Origin of the sequence: Flavobacterium daejeonense DSM 17708, from assembly GCF_000425425.1 — a bacterium.
In the GTDB taxonomy this organism is placed as follows: Bacteria; Bacteroidota; Bacteroidia; order Flavobacteriales; family Flavobacteriaceae; genus Flavobacterium; species Flavobacterium daejeonense.
On sequence record NZ_AUDK01000007.1, the window covers coordinates 61,283 to 82,924 of the forward strand.

Sequence of the window (21,642 nt, forward strand, 5' to 3'; positions counted from 1 at the left end):
CTGAAAACGGAATTTTTAATTTAGAAAAACACAACAAAACGCAACAGTTTATTTTTGTGTGTTTGTTGTTAATTTGTCTCTCAGGTTTTATTACTCCGCCTATTGCTTTATTGCTTGGAATATTGGTAGCCAATATTTCCGGACATCCCTGGTTGCATCTGAACCATAAAATAATTCGGGTTTTACTTCAGGTTTCGGTAGTAGGGTTGGGGTTTGGGATGAATGTGCACAATGCGTTGTTGTCAGGTAAAGAAGGTTTTGTTTTAACGGTTGCAACCTTATTTAGTACTATAGTTTTAGGAATTATTTTAGGCAAATGGCTCAAAACAGATGCAAAAACATCGCATTTAATTTCCTGTGGAACCGCTATTTGCGGCGGAAGTGCTATTGCTGCGATTACGCCGGTTATTAAATCTGATGAGAAGCAAACTTCGGTTGCACTGGGAGTTATTTTTATATTGAATTCAATTGCTTTATTTGTTTTTCCTGTAATCGGACATTGGTTGCAGTTGTCTCAGGAAGATTTTGGATTGTGGTGTGCTTTAGCGATTCACGACACCAGTTCGGTTGTGGGAGCAGCTAACAAATACGGAGCTGAGACTTTGCAAATTGCAACAACTGTAAAATTAGCCAGAGCCTTGTGGATTATTCCGATTGTGTTGTTAACGAGTGTTTTATTTAAAAACAAAGCCAGTAAAATTAAAATTCCTTATTTCATAGGATTGTTCATTCTGGCTATGATTTTGAATACTTTTGTACCACAAATTTCAATATTATCACCTTATATTGTGGCTGTGGCTAAAATTGGTTTAACCGTAACTTTATTTTTTATTGGTTCGGGATTAAGCAGCTCGGTTTTGTTAGCCGTTGGAATAAAACCTTTGATACAGGGAATACTGCTGTGGGCTTTTATAGCAAGCTTATCGTTATTAGCTATTTTGTATTGGAGCTAGTTATTTCTTAGCATAATCTTCTAAAAGAGCTTGTAAATAGCTTTTAGCATAAGGCAATTCTTTTGAAAGCCTATTTTTTTGATTCTCTTTAAACTGAGGCGTTTCGGTAGCTGTTACATACCGCAGGGAACCTTCCGGAGTAATCCACGTCATTCCTTCATTATAACAATAAAAAGCAAATTGTTTTGAAGAAGGATTTAATAAATCTTTTCCCCATTGGAACGCGGTACTTTCTATTCCTAACTGTCCTAAAAGGGTAGGGGCTATATCCGTTTGCGAACCTATTCTGGAATTTCTTGTAGCTAATATTTTTTTAGAAATTGCATTTCCGTAAAACAACAGCGGAATTCTGTATTTTTCAAATTGATGAGCATCTTTGTAGAGTTTTGGCAACCTGTTTCCGTGATCAGCAACAAAGATGAATAAGGTTTGGTCGTACCAAGGTTGTTTTTTGGCAGCTTCCATAAATTTATGAATACTCCAATCGGTATAATAAGCCGCTTTTCTAAACAAATTAGCCTGTTTTTTATTCATATCCGTTTCCTTTTCAACAGCTTTATCATAAGGTGTTGCAATAGGCGTTTCAAAAGGTTCGTGACAGCTTAACGTAAGAACAGTTGTAAAAAAAGGCGCTTTTTGACTACTTAAGTCTTTAATTACTTTTTCGAAAACAACATGATCATGAGCGCCCCATTTGGAATTTTTATCTTTTTCTTCAAATTCTTCTTCATCGATAATTTTATCAAAAGAAGCGTGTTTCCAATAAGCTTTAAAATTGGCAAATTCCGATTCTCCGCCATAAAAAACTGAGGTCGAATAACCATTCGCTTTTAAAACAGCAGGTAAAGTAGGAAGTTTTTCAAATTTTTGCGGTTCTTTGATTATCGATGAACAGCTTTGTGCCGGATAACTACTTAAAATACCAACCATTCCTTTATCGGTTCGATCTCCCGTTGCATAAATATTATCGAATAACAATCCTTCATTCGTCATTTTAGAAAAATATGGAGCGACACCTTTTTCTCCGCCTAATGTTTCGATAACATCCGCAGTATAGCTTTCCAGAATAACCAAAACAATATTTGGACGTGTGTTGTCCAGTATTTTTTCCTGTTCCTTTGGATTAGAACGATATATTTCTTTTAAGTTTTTTTGAATGGTTTTTTCATCAAAATAGGAAATACCACCTTGTTTATTTGCCTTATTCGTTTTAATAACATCAAATAACAAATTCCAGGAAGTATTTGTTGCTAAGTGATTCAGCGGAGCATGAAGTGAATAATAAGCCGCACTTTGATTAATAGGTACCAAATTCCAGCCTCCGCGGATGGCTAAAAAAGTAAGTCCCAACATCAGTAATGAAGCGGTTCCATAACCGGCGGTATGGATTTTTTTTCGGCTAAAATTAAATTTTTCGAACTCTACTGAAGAACGTCTTCCTGTTTTCAAAATGAATTTATAGAGAATAATTCCTAATCCAATCAAACTGATTTCCAGAATAAGTGCAAGTATGATTTGTGAATTAGTAACCGACGCCAGCATTTGGGTTGGATAATACAAAAACGACAAAGCATAGGCGTTTAATTTAGAACCCCATTCGTGATAAAGTAAGGTATCTGTAACGCTAATTAATCCAACCAAAGCAATTAAAAAATAATTGAATCGGTTGATAAATTTTACCGAAAAAACATGTCCAATTAACAGCAGACTAGGTATAGCAATTAGGTATCCGGTTGCGGATAAATCTAACTTTAAGGCTTCCCAAAAAGCTCTTGATTGTTCTAAAACAGGGTATTCACTATAAACAGCATAATTGTAAACAAGGAATACAATTCTGTGAATCGTAAAATACAAAAGCCAGAACATCCAAAGACGCAACCAAAAAGTAAGCCGGTAAATTTTTAACATAAATGATAAATGCGATTTTTTACAAAAGTAAATTATTTTAATCCCAATTTGATTTAAAAACTATTGTTTTGATATTTTCTGTTTTTCAAAATATCTGATGCTGTTTGGTAAAAAGAAATTGCATCATTTACCAAATCAGCTCGTTGTTTTTTCAATGGTTTTTCGTCATAATATAATTGAAAATCAGTTTCAATGCCTTCTTTTGGTTTTAAAATCAATTCGTATTGTTTTACCTGTTGTTTTGGCGAAAGAATAGTCAGAATATTGTCTTTAATCAAACCTAAATCCTGATAAGTGGCAATTAAAGCTCTTGGTTTGTAATTGACTTTCATCACATCCTGACCAAAAAAATTGGACTGATAATTAAAGTTTAATAACCCAAAAAGTGTTGGCATCAAATCTATCTGCGACATCAATTGACTATAATGTTGCGGCTGAATAAATCCGGGACTGTAAATCATAGCCGGAATGCGGTATTTATCCATCGGAAGCTCCGTTTTTCCGGCACTCGAAGCACAATGATCGGCAACGATAACAAAAACAGTATTTTTAAACCAAGGCTGTTTTTGAGCCATTTCAAAGAATTTACCCAAAGCATAATCGGTATATTTTACACCGCCTTTTCGTGATTTGGCATCACCCGGAATATCAATTTTATTGTTTGGGTAAGTAAATGGTCTGTGGTTACTCACAGTCATCCAGTGATTGAAAAACGGTTTTCCGGTTTGTGCTTCGGCATTCATCGTCTGAATTGCTTTGTTAGCCATATCTTCATCACAAACACCCCAAATATTAGCAAACGTAATTTCTTCGGGTTTCATTGTTTTTTTATCTACAATCTCATAGCCGTTTCCGGAAAAGAAATCTTCCATATTGTCAAAAAAAGCATCTCCTCCGTAAAGGTATTTTACCTGATAACCTTTGGATTTAAAAACACTTCCGGTTGAAAATTTCTCCTTATTATCTTTTCGTTTTACCACACTTTCACCGGCAGTAGGAGGCAGGCATAAAGTAACAGCTTCCAATCCGCGAACGGTACGGTTTCCGGAAGCGTACAAATTGGTAAAAACCAAACTTTTGCTTGCTAAATCGTCTAAAAATGGAGTTATATTATCTTTGTTTCCATACATTTTCATAAAATCGGCGCTATAACTTTCAATAGTAATCAGCACTACATTTTTGTGAATTTCGGTACTGTCTGATTGAATGGTTCTTGCTGTAGAAAAACCCTTGATATTTGGAATTTGATTTTTCAATAAGGCAAAAGCTTCTTTTTTGGGTAAAGTTTTGTAAAATTTAAAATAATCTAATTCGCTGTTTACAAAAGCCAGATAAAAACGATAAACGCCATTAGCCTGTAATTCATTTGTAAAAACATTGGTGTCATTTTCGGCTTTCGCCAAATTAGGAACTGACCAAAGTGATAAACCAAAGAACAGAAAATAAAGAATAGAAATTTGAATTTTCTCAAAAACAGAAGGGATTTTTTCGATATAAATTTTTGATTTTTTGATGATAAAATAACTGATAATTCCGGCAACAATAAATAAAGTTCCAAAAATTGGAACAACCGGATAAGATTCCATAATGTTTCCAATAACTTCATTAGTGTAAACCAAATAATTTACCGCTATAAAATTGTATTTTACTCCAAATTCGTTCCAGAAAAAGAACTCACTGATTGCATTTTGCAGAATTGCGACAACATATAAAAAGATCACAAATGAAAACAGCCAATACCTGATTTTGTCTCTTTTTTGAGGTAAAAATAGTAGTAAAGCAAACAAAAATGTTTTGATTCCTACGAAAATCAATCCCACTTTAGCCAAACCACCGCCATACTCCGTAAGTACTGATTTACCGGATAAAATATATAAAAAAAGCGCAACTAATAATCCTAAATGTATGTAACCAAAAGGTTTTTGGTACTTCCCATTGGAAACAAAAATAAGATACAACCATAAAAATCCACTTGCCAGAATAAATACAAATACATCCGAAACGAGTCCGAATGAAAATATCTTTAAAATTTCTAATCCTGAAAAAGAAGATTGTGTTATGGGATGAAAAACTAATACAATTCGAAGAATAACACTAATAGCCACATAAAACAACGTAAGATTGATAAATGGAGCCAGTTTTTTGGTAAAGAACATATTGGGTTTATTTTTTTGCAAAATTAATTAATTTGATGAGATAAACAGAAAATCGCGACCGCTTTATTGTCTTAAGTTTCACTTAAGATTGTTTTACTGTGCTAAATAAATCTTATTTTTAAATTACATTTGATTCTGAATTCCTGAAAAAACTTTAAAATAGTTCCTTTTAATCCGAATAAAAAACATAAAAAATGCACATTTTAATAGTAGAAGACGAAATAGGAATCATGCAATTTCTACAACAGGGTTTGGAGGAAGAAGGATACCAAATTTCAACTGCTTTTGACGGTGCAAAAGGTCTTGAATTGTTTCTGGAAAATCATTTTGATTTAATTTTACTCGATTGGATGTTGCCTAAAATGACCGGACTGGAGCTTTGTAAAGAAATACGAAAAAGCAATTCGGCAATTCCTATTTTGTTTTTAACGGCTAAAGACACGGTTCAGGAAACCATTGAAGGGTTGCAATCAGGAGCGAATGATTACATCAAAAAGCCATTTAGTTTTGAAGAATTAGTTGAACGTATTAAGGTGCATTTCAGAAAATCTAAAAATCCGGATCATCTTACACTTGGTTCAGTTACAATTGATCTTCAGAAACATCAGATTTTTACCAATGATAAAGAAGTGATTTTAACCCAACGCGAATTTGAACTATTAAGCTATTTGATTCAAAATAAAGGGAAAGTGTGTACCCGAAATCAAATTATTGAAGATGTTTGGGATATTCATTTTGAATATGATACCGGTGTGATTGATGTTTTTATGAATGCTATTCGTAAAAAATTAAATTTAAAAGTCGAAGAAGATTACATCAAAACCATCAGAGGCGTTGGCTATATCGCAAATGACTAAAAAAATATGCAGAAACTTTCGTTCAAAAACCGAATCGCTTTTCATTACATCATCACGACCGCTTTATTGGTTTTTGTGGTGTTTTTTACCATTTATTCGATTGTAAAGTTCAGTGTTTACAACCATTTGAACAATGATATTTCTAAAGAGGTCGAAAATCATCTGAACGAAATTGCCATTGAAAATAACAATTATCATTTGATTCATTTGAATGAATGGAACGAAAGAGAACATAATACGCTGGATGTAAATCCGGTTTTTATCGAATTTTTGGACAGCAAGAAAAACATCAAAGAAAAATCGCCAAATCTTAAAAAAGAAACATTAGGATTTAATGCGAAAATTGAAAACAACCAATTATTTGATTCAAAATTATTGCAACACAAAATTCGCCAAATTCAGGTTCCTATTTACAGTGACTCTAAAATTATTGGCTATTTATTGGTGGCGATGTCGCTGGAAGATGCTTCGATGGTACTTCAAAATTTATCGCAAACCTTATTAATCGCTTATCCTTTAATTCTCATCCTACTCTTTTTTATAGCACGATTTATTGCCGGGCGCAGCATAAAACCGATTACTGCCATTATTCAAACAGCCGATATTATTACTAAAGATAATTTGAAATCGAGAATTGAATTGCCACAAAAAAAAGACGAATTATTGGTGCTTTCACAAACGATTAACAACTTATTAGACCGGATTGAAAACGCAGTTGAAAAGGAAAGACAATTTACTTCAGATGCTTCCCACGAATTACGTACACCGCTAACGGTAATTAAAGGAACTCTGGAAGTTTTAATCCGAAAACCGCGCACTCAGGAAGAATATCAGGAAAAAATTAATTATTGTGTTGCCGAAGTGAATCGTTTGAATCATTTGGTTGATCAGTTGCTTTTATTGGCTCGTTTTGAAGATCAGCAGCAATTGGTAAAAAAGAAAAAAGTCAGCTTGAATTTACTTATCCCTGAAGTTTTATCCCGTTTTTCAAATAATATACAATCTAAAAATATTAGTATTTCAGCTGATTTTCAGCAGGATTTTAATGTTATTTCCGATCCTTATTTGATTAGTATTATTTTAAATAACTTGATTTCAAATGCTTTAAAGTATTCTGAGAATAACGGCAAGCTAACTATAAGTTTTTCAGAAGAAAACAATAAAGTGAAATGTGCTATTATTGACAACGGAATCGGAATCCCAAAATCGGATTTACAAAAAATATTTCATCAGTTTTACCGATCTAATGCAGGAAAACATCCGGAAATTAAGGGGAACGGTTTAGGATTAGCGATTGTAAAAAAACTATGTTTGCTGCTTGCTGTTGAAATAGAAGTTTCGAGTCAGGAAAATTTTGGAACAAAAATAATCTTAAGCTTCCCTTAAGCAAACTCTAAACTTTGTATTATACTTTTGAACTTTAAAAGAATATAAATGTTAGAAAAAATTATAGCTTTTAGTTTAAAAAACAAACTCATTGTTTTATTATTTACATTGGGGATTTTTGGTTTTGGAATTTATTCGGTATTCCAAATTTCCATCGGAGCCGTTCCTGATGTAACTAATAATCAGGTGCAGGTAATTACTACTTCCCGAAACCTTTCTACGCAGGATATTGAACAATTTATTACGTATCCGGTTGAAATTGAAATGTCTAATTTGCCGGGTGTTAAAGAAATTCGTTCGGTTTCTAAATTTGGACTTTCGGTAGTTACCATCGTTTTTGAGGATAATTTAGGGACGTATTTACCACGACAATTAATTGCCGAAAAAATAAAATCGGCGGCAGAGAAAATTCCTGAAGGTTTTGGAGCTCCTGAAATGGGGCCAATTACAACCGGACTTGGTGAAATTTACCAATACACGCTGGAAGTAAAACCCGAATTTAAAAACAATTATTCTATTACCGATTTGAGAACGCTTCAGGATTGGGTGGTAAAACGCCAACTTTCCGGAATCAAAGGAGTAGTTGAAATTAATACCTGGGGCGGATATTTAAAACAATATGAAGTGGCGGTTTCTCCGGCGCGCTTAAAGGCAATGAATATCACCGTTTCGGAAGTTTTTAAAGCATTGGAAAACAATAACGGAATTGCCGGAGGTGCTTATATCGAAAAAGTCAATCAAAGTTATTTTATCCGTGCAGAAGGAAAAGTAAAAACACTTAAGGATATTAGAAATATTGTAGTAAAAAACAACAACGGACTTCCGGTTTATATTAAAAATGTGGCTGATGTTCGTTTTGGTTATGCTAATCGTTTTGGAGCGATAACCGGAAACGGAGAAGGAGAGAAGGTGTTGGGACAGGTGATGATGCTGAAAGATGCCAACTCCAAACAGGTAATTCAGGATGTAAAAGAACGTATTACCGAAATTCAAAAAACGTTGCCGGAAGGTGTTTATATTAATGGTTTTTTGGAGCGAAGTGAATTAGTTTCCAAAACTACATTTACTGTTGCCGAAAATCTGATTTTAGGCTGCTTAATTGTAGTTTTCGTGGTAGTTTTATTGTTAGGAAACTGGCGTTCCGGACTCGTAGTTGCTTCAGTTATTCCGTTATGTCTGTTATTTGCTATTTCGTTGATGAATGTTTTTGGAATTGATGCTAATTTGATGAGTTTAGGCGCTATCGATTTTGGAATTATTATTGACGGAGCTGTAATTATTGTGGAATTTATAGCTTTTCAAATAGCCCATAAATCAAAACATTTAGCGCAAATTCCAGAAGAAGACCGCCAATTAGAAATTGATCAGATTACTTATAAAAGCGCTTCTAAAATGATGAATTCGGCTGTTTTTGGACAATTGATTATTTTAATTGTTTTTATTCCGATTCTTTCGCTTTCCGGGATTGAAGGAAAAATGTTCAAGCCTATGGCAATGACATTTAGTTTTGCTTTAATAGGAGCAATGCTGTTCTGTTTTTCTTATGTTCCGGTGGTTTCTTCTTTGTTTTTAAAACCAAAAGAAGAAAATCCAAAATCGGTTTCCAATAAGCTCATAGTTAAATTAAATGCATTTTATTTACCTATAATCAAATGGGCTTTGGTGAATACCAAAAAAGTTTTGTATGGTTCTGTTGGTTTATTAGCATTGGCAATTGTTTTATTTACAACGATGGGAGGCGAATTCATTCCTACATTAGACGAAGGTGATTTTGTAATTCAACCGGTTTTAAAAACAGGAACTTCTTTGAGTAAAACTATTGAAACCACGACCAAAATTGAAAAAATACTTCGAAAATTTCCCGAAGTAAAACAGGTTGTCAGTCGTATTGGTGCTGCCGAAGTTCCTACCGACCCAATGAGTATGGAAGAAAGTGATGTGATTGTGAAATTAAAATCGAAATCTGACTGGGTTTCGGCTTCAACTAAAGACGAACTGGCCGATAAAATGAAAGAAGCCATTGAAGCGCAAATTCCAAACATGGAAATTGAATTTACCCAGCCAATTGAAATGCGTTTTAACGAATTGATTTCGGGAACACGTTCGGATGTGGCGGTGAAAGTTTTTGGAGAAAATTTAGATGTTTTGGCTCAAAAAGCCAATGAAATTCAAAAAGCTATTGTGCATGTCGAAGGAGCATCAGATGTTATTATCGAAAAAACCGAAGGTTTACCACAAATGAGCGTTCAATATGATCGCTCGAAAGTAGCGCGTTATGGTTTGAACATCGCCGATTTAAACGAATTGATAGCGCTGGGTTTTGCCGGAAAAACTGTTGGAAATGTTTTTGAAGGTGAAAAACGATTTGATTTGGTTATCCGTCTGAATCAAAATAACCGTCATGACATAGAAGATTTGAAAAATCTCTATGTTACAACACCTTCGGGAGAACAAATACCGATGCAGGAATTGGCTCAAATTGAATACAGCGAAGGTCCTGCTAAAATTTCCAGAGATAATACGCATCGTCGAATTGTGATTGGTATTAATGTCAGAAATCGTGATTTACAAAGTGTAGTAACCGATATTCAAAAGATTGTAAATACTAAAATTAAACTGCCAACGGGTTATTATGTGAAATACGGCGGTCAGTTTGAAAATCTTCAATCGGCTAAAAATCGTTTGTTAATAGCCGTTCCGCTGGCATTATTTTTAATATTTATTCTGCTCTATTTTGCGTTTGGTTCTGTCAAAGAAGCCCTGATGGTGTATTCGGCAATTCCACTTTCTGCTGTTGGAGGGATATTGTTTTTATGGATTCGGGATTTGCCTTTCAGTATTTCGGCGGGAGTTGGATTTATTGCGCTTTTTGGAATAGCAGTGCTTAACGGAATTGTTTTAATCGAACATTTTAAAGAACTTAAACATCAGGGCATGACTAATAAGGACGAATTAATTTTAAAAGGAACTACCGACAGGCTTCGTCCTGTATTGTTAACAGCTGCCGCCGCTGCTTTAGGATTTTTGCCCATGGCAATTTCTTCATCTGCCGGTGCCGAAGTGCAAAGACCATTAGCTACAGTAGTTATCGGAGGTTTGTTTACCGCAACTATTTTAACCATGATTGTTTTACCTGTTTTGTTTAAAATTTTTGACGGTAAAGAATTTAAAAAACCAAAATTCAAACAAAATAATCTGTTGATTTTATTGATTTTTTTATTCAGTTCGTCTTTTGTTTTTTCTCAAAATGCAACTGAAGAATTGAATCAGCTGATTGAAATTGGGATCCAAAACAACAAAGCTTTAAGGGCTTCTCAGCTTCAGGTTGAAAAAATGAAAGACAATATCAACAGTGCTTATACTTTTGATAAAACCGTTATTTATTACAATTATGATCAAAATAATCTGGCATTCAATAATAAACCTCTGAAAGTTTTTGGTGCGCAGCAAAGTTTCTTGTTCCCCACAGTTTACAGTGCTCAAAAGAAATTGAATGTAGCAGAATTTGAACATCAAAAAGCCGTTTTTGAATTAGAAAAAAACAAGCTGATTTTTGAGATTTCCAAGTTGTATTATCAAATAGTGTATTTACAACATCAGGAAGTTTTATATAAAAAACTGGATAGTTTGTACCAAAATTTTTCAAAAGCCAGCAACCGCCGTTTTGAATTGGGGGAAACCAATTATTTGGAAAAAATTACGGCACAATCCAAAGCAAGACAGATTGCGTTGAAACTTTCTCAACTAAGAAATGAGAAAAATGCACAATACGATTTGCTTCAAAGCAGTCTGCAATCTGATGAAAAAAAGCATATTAATTCAACACAAATAGAACCAATAACGATTTCAACGGAAGAATCAGCTAAAATCATTTATAATAATTATTTACAATCTGTTACAGATAATTACAAAAAGCAAATTAGTTTGCAAAAACAAAGTTGGCTACCTGATTTGCACCTGGAATATTTTCGAGGAACAAACAAAGGATTATCGCAATCTTTAAACGGTTTTCAAGTGGGGATTGCTGTGCCAATTTTATTTTTAGGAAATGTATCCAAAGTTAAAGTTGCCCAATTAGAATTGGAAAGTTGGGAAGCACAGCAGCAGAATGAAAATGAGAAAATCAATAGTTTTCTGGAAAGCAAAAAGAATGAATTATTTAAATATCAGGAAGCAATTAATTACTACAATCAGCAAGGAAAAAAACTGGCTGACGAAATCCTGAAAGTAGCTAACATGAGTTACAAACACGGAGAAATTGATTTTTTTCAATACATCCAGAGTCTGGAAAATGCAACTGTGATTGAAATCGAATATCTAGAAAATGTTCTTCACTTTAATCAAACACAATTAAATTATCAATTTTTAAATTTTTAATGACATTATAATGAAAAAATTACTCGCCATATTTATCTTATCCGCTGTTTTTACTTCTTGTAAAGAGCATAAAACCGAAGAAAATGCTGTTGTGGATTCAGATTTGATTTTGGTAACTGATACCCAGTTTCAATCCGTCGGAATGGCTATTGGAAATCCTTCTGAACAAAATTTTGATGAAACCGTGAAAGCTTCCGGAAAAGTTGATGTTCCGCCACAAAATCGTTCTCAAATTACTTCTTTTATTGGTGGTTATGTAAAATCAACTCAACTTTTAGTGGGAGATAAAGTTGTTAAAGGTCAGCCTTTATTAACACTGGAGAATACTGCGTTTTTGGATATTCAAAAAGAATATTTGGAAGTGGCTTCGCAAATAAATTATTTAAAATCCGAATACCTTCGTCAGAAAACTTTATTTGATGAAAAAATTACTTCGCAAAAAAATTACCTCAAAGCCGAAAGTGATTTTCAAAGAGCCAAAGGAATGTATCAGAGTCTGAAAGAAAAACTAAAACTTTTAAACATCAATCCTGTAAAAGCGGAACAGGGAAAATTAACTTCTGTTGTTACTATTTACGCTCCAATTTCGGGTGATATTGTGGTGATGAATGCCCATTTAGGCATGCATATTAATCCTTCGGATGTGATTTTGGAAATTATTCAAACGAATCATTTGCATTTAGAATTGGCTATTTTTGAAAAAGACATTTTAAAAATAAAAAAAGAGCAGGATATTTTATTTACAGTTCCGGAAGCTTCTAAAGAAGTTTTCCATGCTAATGTTCATTTGGTTGGAAAATCGATAGAAGGAAACGACCGAACTATTAATATTCACGCACATTTAGACGACAAAATAAAGCAGCAGTTACTAACCGGAATGTTTGTAGAAGCCAGTATTATTGTCGATTCTAAAAAAGCTTTGGCCATTCCTAGAGAAGCTTTGCTTACTGAAGAAAACAAAAATTTCGTACTTTTAATCAATAAACATCAAAATGGTATCTATACTTTTAAAAAAGTTGCGGTTAGTATTGGATCAACATCTCAGGATTATGTAGAAATAATTCCAGAGAAACAAATTGATGCGCAATCAAAAATACTAACGAAAGGAGTCTATGATGTTGTGAATTAATTTTTTTTAAAGTTATGAATAATTTAAAAAAACTAAAAGCACAGTTACAAACGGAAGTTGATACCGCTTTTCTTTATGAAAATATAGCCGCTATACAAAATGATGCTAATTTGAGTAAAGTTTTAAATGGTTTAGCTGATATTGAAAAAGGACACGCCAGACAAATTCTTCAAAAAGTGAACGCTTTGGATGCAGATTACCAAATGCCACCGGCTTCCTCCAGAGCCAAAATTCAATTAAAAGCCGGAAAATATTTGGGCTATAACAGTATCATTAGCAGCTTGTCTGACACCGAAAGAGAATTTGCTGAAATTGCTATAAGAGATAAAAAAGCCAAAGGCATAAAAACTTCGGGTTTTGAACACAATCATCTAAATATTATTGAAGCGGTTAGTGAAAATGAAGCGCTAAATGTTTCCGGAGTTTTGTTATCCAAATTTGAAAGCCGGCATAAATCGGTGGGCGGAAATGCTTTGCGGGCAGCTGTTTTAGGAGCAAACGATGGCTTAGTTTCCAATATGAGTCTGGTGATGGGTGTTGCCGGAGCAGCAGTTTCTAACGACACTATTTTGCTGACCGGAATTGCAGGATTATTAGCAGGAGCCATTTCGATGGCTTTAGGAGAATGGTTATCGGTACAAAGTTCCAGAGAATTAAATCAACATCAAATTGATTTAGAAATGGAAGAAATGGAAGAATCACCGGAAGACGAAAAAAAAGAACTGGTTTTGTTGTATCAGGCCAAAGGAATGAATCAGGAAGAAGCGCAAAAATTAGCAGAAAAAGCTTTTAAAAATCAAGACACGGCGATGGATGCCATTATTACAGAAGAATTAGGAATTAACAAAGAAGAGTTGGGAGGTTCTGCCTGGGAAGCTGCAATAGCTTCTTTTATTTTGTTTTCCATTGGAGCTATTATTCCGTTGTATCCTTTTATTTTTTTGAATGGTAATCAGGCTGTTTTTCTAAGTTTAGGAAGTTGTGTAATTGGTTTGTTTGGAATAGGAGCAGCCATCACTTTACTAACAGCTAAAAGCATTTGGTTTTCAGGATTCAGACAGGTTTTGTTTGGGTTGGCTGCCGCTGCTGTAACTTACGGAATTGGTTCTTTTATTGGCGTTTCTTTGGCGGGATAATTTCCTTGTAGAATCTTGTCAGGACAAGCATTTTTTTTTATATTTTTATCTCAATAGTGCTAACTAAAAATTTATTATACATGAATGACGCTCATCTTCATTTGTTGGTCAATCACTTTCCAATTATAGGAACTATTTTTGGATTTTTGGTTTTATTAGGTGGTTTGTATTTCAAAAGTACTTCGATTAAAAATACGGCCTTTCTTTTGTTTATCATAGCAACTACTTTTACTGTTTTTAGTATGGTTACCGGAGAAGGTGCCGAAAAAATGGTTGAAGATTTACCTGAAATCGGACATAAAATTATTCATAATCATGAAGAAACAGCAGAGAAATTTGCCGTTTTGATGTATTTATTAGGATGTGCTTCAGTTATAGGGCTTATTAGCAATATTATGCATCATTCCAAAGCACTTTTCTTTGCTTATAGCATTCTTGTTATTGCAATTGTAACCGTAATTGTTTCGGTAAAAGTAGGAACTACGGGAGGAGAAATTCGTCATACCGAAATTCGTAATGATATGATTTCTACCAAAATTAATACCGAAGCTTCTTCTACTATTTTTGATAAAGATTAAATGTCATATTAGTTAAATTAAAAATTTGGTTGTAACTATTTAATCGCTTATATTTGCAGCACAAAATAAAAAAAACATGTTATCAAATCAATTACATCATCATCATTCTTATTATTGCTCTCAGGCGATATGTTAATGGTATGCGTGTAAGTCATCATATTAATAAACCCGTTTGAGTACATCAAACGGGTTTTTCATTGTGTGTTAAGTCCTTTGTACTCAAACACATTCAACAAAACATAAAAAAGTAAAACAATGAGTACGTTAAAAATTGCAATTCAAAAATCAGGCAGATTAAACGAAGACAGTATCCAAATTTTGAAAGATGCCGGAATTTCTATCAACAATGGTATTGATCAGTTAAAAGCAGAAGCTTCTAATTTTCCTTTAGAAGTTTTATACCTGAGAAACTCTGACATTCCTCAGTATCTAATTGACGGAGTAGTAGATATTGCTATTGTAGGAGACAATTTATTGGTTGAAAAAGGAAAAAATATTGAAGTAATTCAAAAATTAGGTTTTTCTAAATGTAAAGTTTCCGTTGCTGTTCCTAAAAATTTTGAATACAATTCGGTAAAAGATTTAGACGGTTTACGAATTGCTACGTCTTATCCCAATACGGTAATTGAGTATTTTAACAAATACGGAATGTCGGTAGATATTCATCAAATTTCCGGTTCCGTAGAAATTGCTCCAAATATTGGACTTGCCGATGCTATTGTGGACATCGTTTCCAGCGGAAGTACCTTGTTTAAAAACAACCTGAAAGAAGTTGAAGTGATTTTGAAAAGTGAGGCTGTTTTGGCTGTTTCACCAAAAGTAAGTCCGGAAACTCAAAAAATAATTGACACCTTAAAATTCCGAATTGACGCAGTTTTAAGAGCCCGAAAATCAAAATATATTTTGATGAATGTACCTAACAATAAAATCGAAGCTGTTAGTAATATTCTTCCGGTTTTACGAAGTGCAACCGTGATGCCATTGGCTCAGGAAGGCTGGAGTAGTGTGCACACAGTAATTGACAAAGATACTTTCTGGGAAGTTATCGATCAGTTAAAAGAAGCCGGCGCCGAAGGAATTTTGGTTTGCCCAATCGAGAAAATGGTACTTTAAAATTTTAAATTCCAATACTGAAATCCCAAATTCCAAATTTCCTAAAGATTAGAATTTGGAATTTTAAAAAATTGGAATTTATTTCAAATAATAAGTGATGAACAAAATATATAATCCAACAGCCGATTCTTGGGCTTCCATTTTAGAAAGACCCACCAAAACGGTTAACGATATTGAAGGAACTGTAAAAGAAATTTTTGCAGCGATTCAAAAAGACGGAGATTTGGCTGTAGCCAAATATACGACGCAATTTGACGGCGTTTCTTTTGAAAATATCGAAGTTACTACTGCTGAAATTGAGGCTGCAATTACTAGTTTACCAGCAGATTTAAAAGACGCTATTGCTTTGGCTAAAGCCAATGTTGAAACTTTTCATAAAGTACAACAAACCACTCGTGTTTCGGTAGAAACGGTTGAAGGCGTGCAATGCTGGCAGGAAAAAAGACCAATTCAAAAAGTAGGTTTGTACATTCCCGGAGGAACGGCTCCGTTGTTTTCTACAGTTTTAATGTTGGCTGTTCCTGCTAAAATTGCGGGATGCAAAGAAATTGTTTTATGCTCGCCTCCGGACAAACAAGGAAACATCAATCCTGCGATTTTATATGCGGCCAATTTATGTGGTGTAACCAAAATTATCAAAGCAGGAGGAATTCAGGCGATTGCCGGAATGACTTTTGGAACAAATTCAATTCCTAAAGTTTATAAAATATTTGGTCCCGGAAATCAATATGTAACGGTGGCTAAACAGTTAGCAACACAATTTGGCGTGGCTATTGATATGCCTGCCGGACCATCCGAGTTATTAGTTGTTGCCGATGATACGGCAGTTCCGGCTTTTGTAGCTTCTGATTTATTATCTCAGGCAGAACACGGAACAGACAGTCAGGTGATTTTAGTTTCTACTTCAAAATCTATGATGGATGCCGTAGAAAACGAAATCCAATCCCAATTAGAAGTTTTACCAAGAAAAGCTATTGCCGAAAAAGCCATTGCTAATTCAAAATTGATTTTTGTTGAAAATGATGAAATTGCTTTGAATTTAATCAATGAATACGGTCCGGAACACTTTATTGTTTGTACGGCTAACAATGATTTTTATGTGGATAATATAGAAAATGCCGGTTCTGTTTTTATCGGTAATTATACACCTGAAAGTGCCGGAGATTATGCTTCGGGAACCAATCATACGTTGCCAACCAATGGTTATGCTAAAAATTATTCCGGGGTAAACTTGGATAGTTTTATGAAATCAATGACTTTCCAAAAAATTTCCGAAAAAGGAATCCAAAACATTGGAAAAGCTATTGAAATTATGGCAGAAGCCGAAGGATTGCAAGCGCATAAAAATGCCGTGACTTTGAGATTGAAAAGTTTAGAATAGAAGAAAGAGACAAGAAGCAAGAAACGAGAATTTTAGGACTAAATAAAAAGTCTTTTCTCTTGCATCTTTTTTCTTTTTTCTGAAAAATAAAGAAACATGAAAAATTTTGATATAAATACGCTTATCCGTGATAATGTAAAGGTTTTAAAACCTTATTCTTCGGCGCGTGATGAGTTTGAAGATTTTGATACTGCCGAAATGGTTTTTTTGGATGCCAATGAAAATCCGTATCAAAATGGAGTAAACCGTTATCCGGATCCGCAACAGGCTAATGTAAAAGTAGCTTTGGGCGAAATCAAAAACCTAAAACCGCAACAAATTCTTTTAGGAAACGGAAGTGATGAAGTTTTGGATTTATTATTCAGAGCTTTTTGTGAGCCAAAAGTGGACAATGTCATTACATTACCGCCTACTTACGGGATGTACGACGTTTTGGCTAACATTAATAACGTTGAAAACAAGGAGATTTTATTAACAGTTGATTTTCAGCCACAAGTGGATCAAATTTTAGCAGCGATTACGCCTACAACCAAATTGATCTTTTTATGTTCGCCAAATAATCCAACCGGAAATTCATTTTCTACCGAAAGCGTTACTACTATATTAGAAAATTTCAATGGTTTTGTAGTAATCGACGAGGCATACATTGACTTTTCGGATAAGGCAAGCTGGCTTGAAAAATTAGATCAATATCCAAATTTGATTATTACTCAAACCCTTTCAAAAGCGTATGGTTTGGCAGGAATTAGATTAGGAATTTGCTATGCTTCAACTGAAGTAATTGCTGTTTTAAACAAAATCAAACCTCCTTATAACGTTAACGAATTGACCCAACAAAGGGCTTTGGAAAGATTAAACGATCAGGAGAAAATCAATAGAGAAATTAGCTCAATATTAACAGAAAGAGATACTTTACTGGATGTTTTAAATCATGTTTCTTTTGTTGAGAAAATCTATCCAACAGAAGCTAATTTCATCCTTATCAAAGTAGATGATGCCAATAAACGTTACGATGAATTAATTGCCAAAGGAATTGTGATTCGCAACAGAACCACGCAGCCACTTTGTGAAAACACATTGCGTTTGACCATTGGAACAGCTGAAGAGAATAAAAAATTGATGGAGGCTTTACAGTCAATTTAAAAACTAATTTCACGAATTAGAACTAATTTTTAAATAAAATTCAAAAGAAACAAAATTTCAGCGATTTATAATTTGTGAAAATCTGTGAAATTTGTGTTTAAAAATAAATAAAATGAAAAAAGTACTTTTTATCGATCGTGACGGAACGATTGTTTTAGAACCGGAAGGATATCAATTAGACAGTTTGGAGAAATTAGAGTTTTTTCCAAAAGCTTTTCAATATTTGGCTAAAATTGCTAACGAATTGGATTATGAATTGGCAATGGTAACTAATCAGGATGGTTTGGGAACAGATTCTTTTCCGGAAGATACTTTTTGGCCTACACAGGATTTTATCTTAAAGGCTTTTCAAAACGAAGGCGTTTTGTTTGACGATATTTTTATCGACCGTTCTTTTCCGGAGGATAATGCACCTACACGCAAGCCTCGTACAGGAATGTTGACTAAATACATCGATAATCCAAATTACGATTTGGCTAATTCTTTTGTATTAGGTGATCGCTTAACTGATGTGGAACTGGCTAAAAATCTTGGTGCAAAAGCCATCTTTTTAAACACTAGCGACGGAGCAGGAAGTTCTGAAATAAGCGCTAAAAGAGAAGAACTGGATGCGGTTATTGCTTTGCAAACTATGGATTGGAAAAAAATCTATGAGTTTTTAAAATTAGAAGCCCGTACCGCTTCCATCACAAGAAAAACACACGAAACCGATATCTATATTAAATTAAATCTGGACGGAACCGGAAAGAGCAACATCGATACGGGAATTGCTTTTTTTGACCATATGTTAGACCAAATTTCGCGTCACGGACAAATGGACCTGGAAATCAAAGTTAAAGGTGATTTGGAAGTTGATGAACATCATACGATTGAAGATACTGCCATTGCTTTAGGAGAAGTTTATGCTAAAGCTTTAGGGAATAAATTAGGTATTGAACGTTACGGTTTCTGTTTGCCAATGGACGATTGTTTAGCACAGGTAGCCATCGATTTTGGAGGCAGAAACTGGTTGATTTGGGAAACCGAATTCAAACGTGAAATGGTAGGTAAAATGCCGACGGAGATGTTTTTCCACTTTTTCAAATCGTTCTCTGACGGAGCGAAAGCCAATATCAACATCAAAGCCGAAGGCGATAACGAACATCACAAAATTGAGGCTATTTTTAAAGCTTTTGCTAAAGCCATAAAAGTAGCCGTAAAACGTGATACCGAAAAAATGATTTTACCTTCAACAAAAGGAATGTTGTAAAATAAAGCTGGAAGCTGGAAAAGGGAAGTTTTAACACTTCTGACTTCTAACTTCTAACTTCTAACTTAGAATAATGAAAATAGTAATTATCAATTACGGAGCAGGAAACATTCAAAGCATTATTTTTGCCATTGAAAGATTAGGTTATAAAGCGATTTTGAGTAATAATCCTGACGAAATAAAAGCAGCAGACAAAGTAATTTTTCCAGGAGTAGGAGAGGCGAGTTACGCCATGAAAATGCTTAAAGAAAGTGGATTAGACACTTTGATTCCAACTTTGAAACAGCCGGTTTTGGGAATTTGTCTGGGAATGCAATTAATGTGTAATTATACCGAAGAAGGCGATACCAAAGGTTTAGGAATTTTTGATGTGGATGTAATCAAATTTTCTCCTAAGGTAAAAGTGCCACAAATGGGATGGAATACGATTTATGATTTGAAATCGGATTTGTTTAAGGATGTAGCGGAAAAAGAATACATGTATTTAGTGCACAGTTTTTATGCGCCGCTATGCAATGAAACCATCGCCACAACTGATTATGAAGTTCCTTATTCATCAGCTTTGGAAAATGAAAATTTCTTTGGAACACAATTCCACCCGGAAAAAAGTGGTGATGTAGGAGAGAAAATTTTAGGAAATTTTCTTGAAACTTTAAAATTTCAATAACAATTTTAAAAAATCAGCGGAATGAGATTGCTTCGTTCCTCGCAATGACAAAATAAATGAGAATAATACCAGCTATAGACATTATTGACGGAAAATGTGTTCGTTTGTCCAAAGGTGATTACAATACGAAAATTGTTTACAACGAAAATCCTCTTGAAGTAGCCAAAGAATTTGAGGCGCACGGAATCGAATATTTGCATTTGGTAGATTTGGACGGAGCCAAATCAAACAAGATTATCAACTATAAAATTTTGGAACAAATTGCAACCCAAACCAAATTAAAAATTGATTTCGGTGGTGGATTAAAAGCCGATTCAGATTTGAAAATTGCTTTTGAAAGTGGTGCGAACCAAATTACAGGAGGAAGTATCGCGGTAAAAAATCGTTCGGTATTTGAAAAATGGATTGCTGAATATGGTTCGGATAAAATTATTTTAGGAGCGGATGCTAATAACGAAAAAATTGCCGTTTCGGGTTGGCTGGAAGAATCCAATGAGGATTTGATTCCGTATATTCAGGATTATCAAAGCAAAGGTATTCAATATGTAATTTGTACCGATATTGCCAAAGACGGCATGTTGCAAGGACCAAGTTTTGATTTGTATGCCAAAATTTTAGAACAGGCTCAAGGTTTAAAATTAATTGCTTCTGGAGGAATTTCTACTTTTGACGAATTACCAAAATTAGCCGAAATTGGTTGTGAAGGAACTATCATCGGGAAAGCGATTTATGAAGGAAGAATTACGTTGAAACAATTGGAAAATTATATTTTAGAAGTTAAAAGTTAGGTGTTAAGCGTATAGCCGGATTAACTCATAACCCATAACTCATAACTGAAAGAAAATGTTAACAAAAAGAATAATCCCTTGTTTGGATATCAAAAACGGAAGAACGGTAAAAGGTGTAAATTTTGTAGATTTACGCGATGCTGGTGATCCCGTGGAATTAGCCAAAATTTATTCGGATGAAGGTGCGGATGAACTGGTATTTTTAGATATTTCGGCAACGGAAGAAAGAAGACGAACTTTAGTTGATTTGGTTCGAAAAGTAGCTGCAACAATTAATATTCCTTTTACAGTTGGAGGAGGAATTTCTGCAGTTTCAGATGTGGAAGTTTTGTTGCAAAATGGAGCCGATAAAGTTTCTATCAATTCTTCGGCGGTAAAAAATCCGCAATTGATTAATGATTTGGCACAAAAATTTGGAAGCCAATGTGTGGTTGTTGCTATCGATGCCAAGCAAATTGACGGCGAATGGATTGTGCATTTAGTAGGTGGTAAAGTACCTACCAAAATTAAATTATTTGATTGGGCGAAAGAAGTGGAGCAAAGAGGCGCCGGAGAAATCTTGTTTACTTCGATGGATCATGACGGTACTAAAAACGGATTTGCTAATGAAGCTTTGGCACATTTATCTACTTTAGTTAATATCCCGATTATTGCTTCGGGCGGAGCGGGAAATATCCAACATTTTGTGGATACTTTTGTAGAAGGAAAGTCTGATGCTGCTTTAGCTGCGAGTGTTTTTCACTTCAAAGAAATTGAAATCAAGGCTTTGAAAAAAGAACTTAAAAATAACAATATAGAAGTCAGAATCTAAAATCTGAATT

At 34.3% G+C, this 21,642-nt stretch carries 16 protein-coding genes; 14 read left to right on the plus strand and 2 right to left on the minus strand.

Annotated features, from left to right (window positions below; genetic code table 11):
* Positions 1-11 precede the first annotated feature (11 nt).
* Entirely contained in the window at positions 12-953 is a 942-nt protein-coding gene (locus H599_RS0107760; protein ID WP_245600503.1) for a YeiH family protein, read from the plus strand.
* Here H599_RS0107760 and H599_RS0107765 read toward each other — a convergent pair whose 3' ends face one another.
* A complete protein-coding gene (locus H599_RS0107765; protein ID WP_026713613.1) occupies positions 954-2,861 on the minus strand; it encodes an LTA synthase family protein in 1,908 nt (635 codons plus the stop codon). It lies immediately after the preceding gene.
* A gap of 53 nt (positions 2,862-2,914) precedes the next feature.
* Positions 2,915-5,017, minus strand: a complete 2,103-nt coding sequence (locus H599_RS0107770) for an LTA synthase family protein (protein ID WP_026713614.1) — start codon at positions 5,015-5,017, stop codon at positions 2,915-2,917.
* Positions 5,018-5,211: 194 nt separating this feature from the next.
* Here H599_RS0107770 and H599_RS0107775 point away from each other — a divergent pair, with 194 nt between their 5' ends.
* From H599_RS0107775 to hisF, 13 genes are all read left to right on the plus strand, one after another.
* Positions 5,212-5,874 (plus strand): response regulator transcription factor, encoded by a 663-nt coding sequence (locus tag H599_RS0107775; protein ID WP_026713615.1) that lies wholly within the window; start codon positions 5,212-5,214, stop codon positions 5,872-5,874.
* A gap of 6 nt (positions 5,875-5,880) precedes the next feature.
* Entirely contained in the window at positions 5,881-7,260 is a 1,380-nt protein-coding gene (locus tag H599_RS0107780) for a sensor histidine kinase (RefSeq protein WP_026713616.1), read from the plus strand.
* Between the two features lie 48 nt (positions 7,261-7,308).
* Positions 7,309-11,637: a CusA/CzcA family heavy metal efflux RND transporter gene (locus H599_RS0107785; RefSeq protein ID WP_026713617.1), complete on the plus strand. Its 4,329-nt coding sequence runs from the start codon at positions 7,309-7,311 to the stop codon at positions 11,635-11,637.
* Between the two features lie 10 nt (positions 11,638-11,647).
* Positions 11,648-12,766: an efflux RND transporter periplasmic adaptor subunit gene (locus tag H599_RS0107790; RefSeq protein WP_026713618.1), complete on the plus strand. Its 1,119-nt coding sequence runs from the start codon at positions 11,648-11,650 to the stop codon at positions 12,764-12,766.
* A 14-nt stretch (positions 12,767-12,780) separates the two neighbouring features.
* Positions 12,781-13,902: a VIT1/CCC1 transporter family protein gene (locus tag H599_RS0107795; RefSeq protein ID WP_026713619.1), complete on the plus strand. Its 1,122-nt coding sequence runs from the start codon at positions 12,781-12,783 to the stop codon at positions 13,900-13,902.
* 80 nt (positions 13,903-13,982) lie between these two features.
* Positions 13,983-14,480: a hypothetical protein gene (locus H599_RS0107800; RefSeq protein WP_026713620.1), complete on the plus strand. Its 498-nt coding sequence runs from the start codon at positions 13,983-13,985 to the stop codon at positions 14,478-14,480.
* Between the two features lie 255 nt (positions 14,481-14,735).
* The gene (gene hisG, locus H599_RS0107805; RefSeq protein ID WP_026713621.1) at positions 14,736-15,593 is read left to right on the plus strand and encodes an ATP phosphoribosyltransferase; all 858 of its coding nucleotides are present in this window, start codon (positions 14,736-14,738) and stop codon (positions 15,591-15,593) included.
* A 97-nt stretch (positions 15,594-15,690) separates the two neighbouring features.
* A complete protein-coding gene (hisD, locus tag H599_RS0107810) occupies positions 15,691-16,974 on the plus strand; it encodes a histidinol dehydrogenase (protein WP_026713622.1) in 1,284 nt (427 codons plus the stop codon).
* Positions 16,975-17,070: 96 nt separating this feature from the next.
* Positions 17,071-18,117 carry a histidinol-phosphate transaminase gene (hisC, locus tag H599_RS0107815; RefSeq protein WP_026713623.1) on the plus strand — a complete coding sequence of 349 codons (1,047 nt, stop codon included), beginning with the start codon at positions 17,071-17,073 and terminating at the stop codon, positions 18,115-18,117.
* A gap of 112 nt (positions 18,118-18,229) precedes the next feature.
* Positions 18,230-19,366 (plus strand): bifunctional histidinol-phosphatase/imidazoleglycerol-phosphate dehydratase HisB, encoded by a 1,137-nt coding sequence (gene hisB / locus H599_RS0107820; protein ID WP_026713624.1) that lies wholly within the window; start codon positions 18,230-18,232, stop codon positions 19,364-19,366.
* 73 nt (positions 19,367-19,439) lie between these two features.
* Entirely contained in the window at positions 19,440-20,033 is a 594-nt protein-coding gene (gene hisH / locus H599_RS0107825; RefSeq protein WP_026713625.1) for an imidazole glycerol phosphate synthase subunit HisH, read from the plus strand.
* 56 nt (positions 20,034-20,089) lie between these two features.
* A complete protein-coding gene (gene hisA, locus H599_RS0107830) occupies positions 20,090-20,821 on the plus strand; it encodes a 1-(5-phosphoribosyl)-5-[(5-phosphoribosylamino)methylideneamino]imidazole-4-carboxamide isomerase (RefSeq protein WP_026713626.1) in 732 nt (243 codons plus the stop codon).
* Between the two features lie 55 nt (positions 20,822-20,876).
* On the plus strand, positions 20,877-21,632 hold the full coding sequence (gene hisF, locus H599_RS0107835) for an imidazole glycerol phosphate synthase subunit HisF (protein ID WP_026713627.1): 756 nt from the start codon (positions 20,877-20,879) through the stop codon (positions 21,630-21,632).
* Positions 21,633-21,642: the final 10 nt, after the last annotated feature.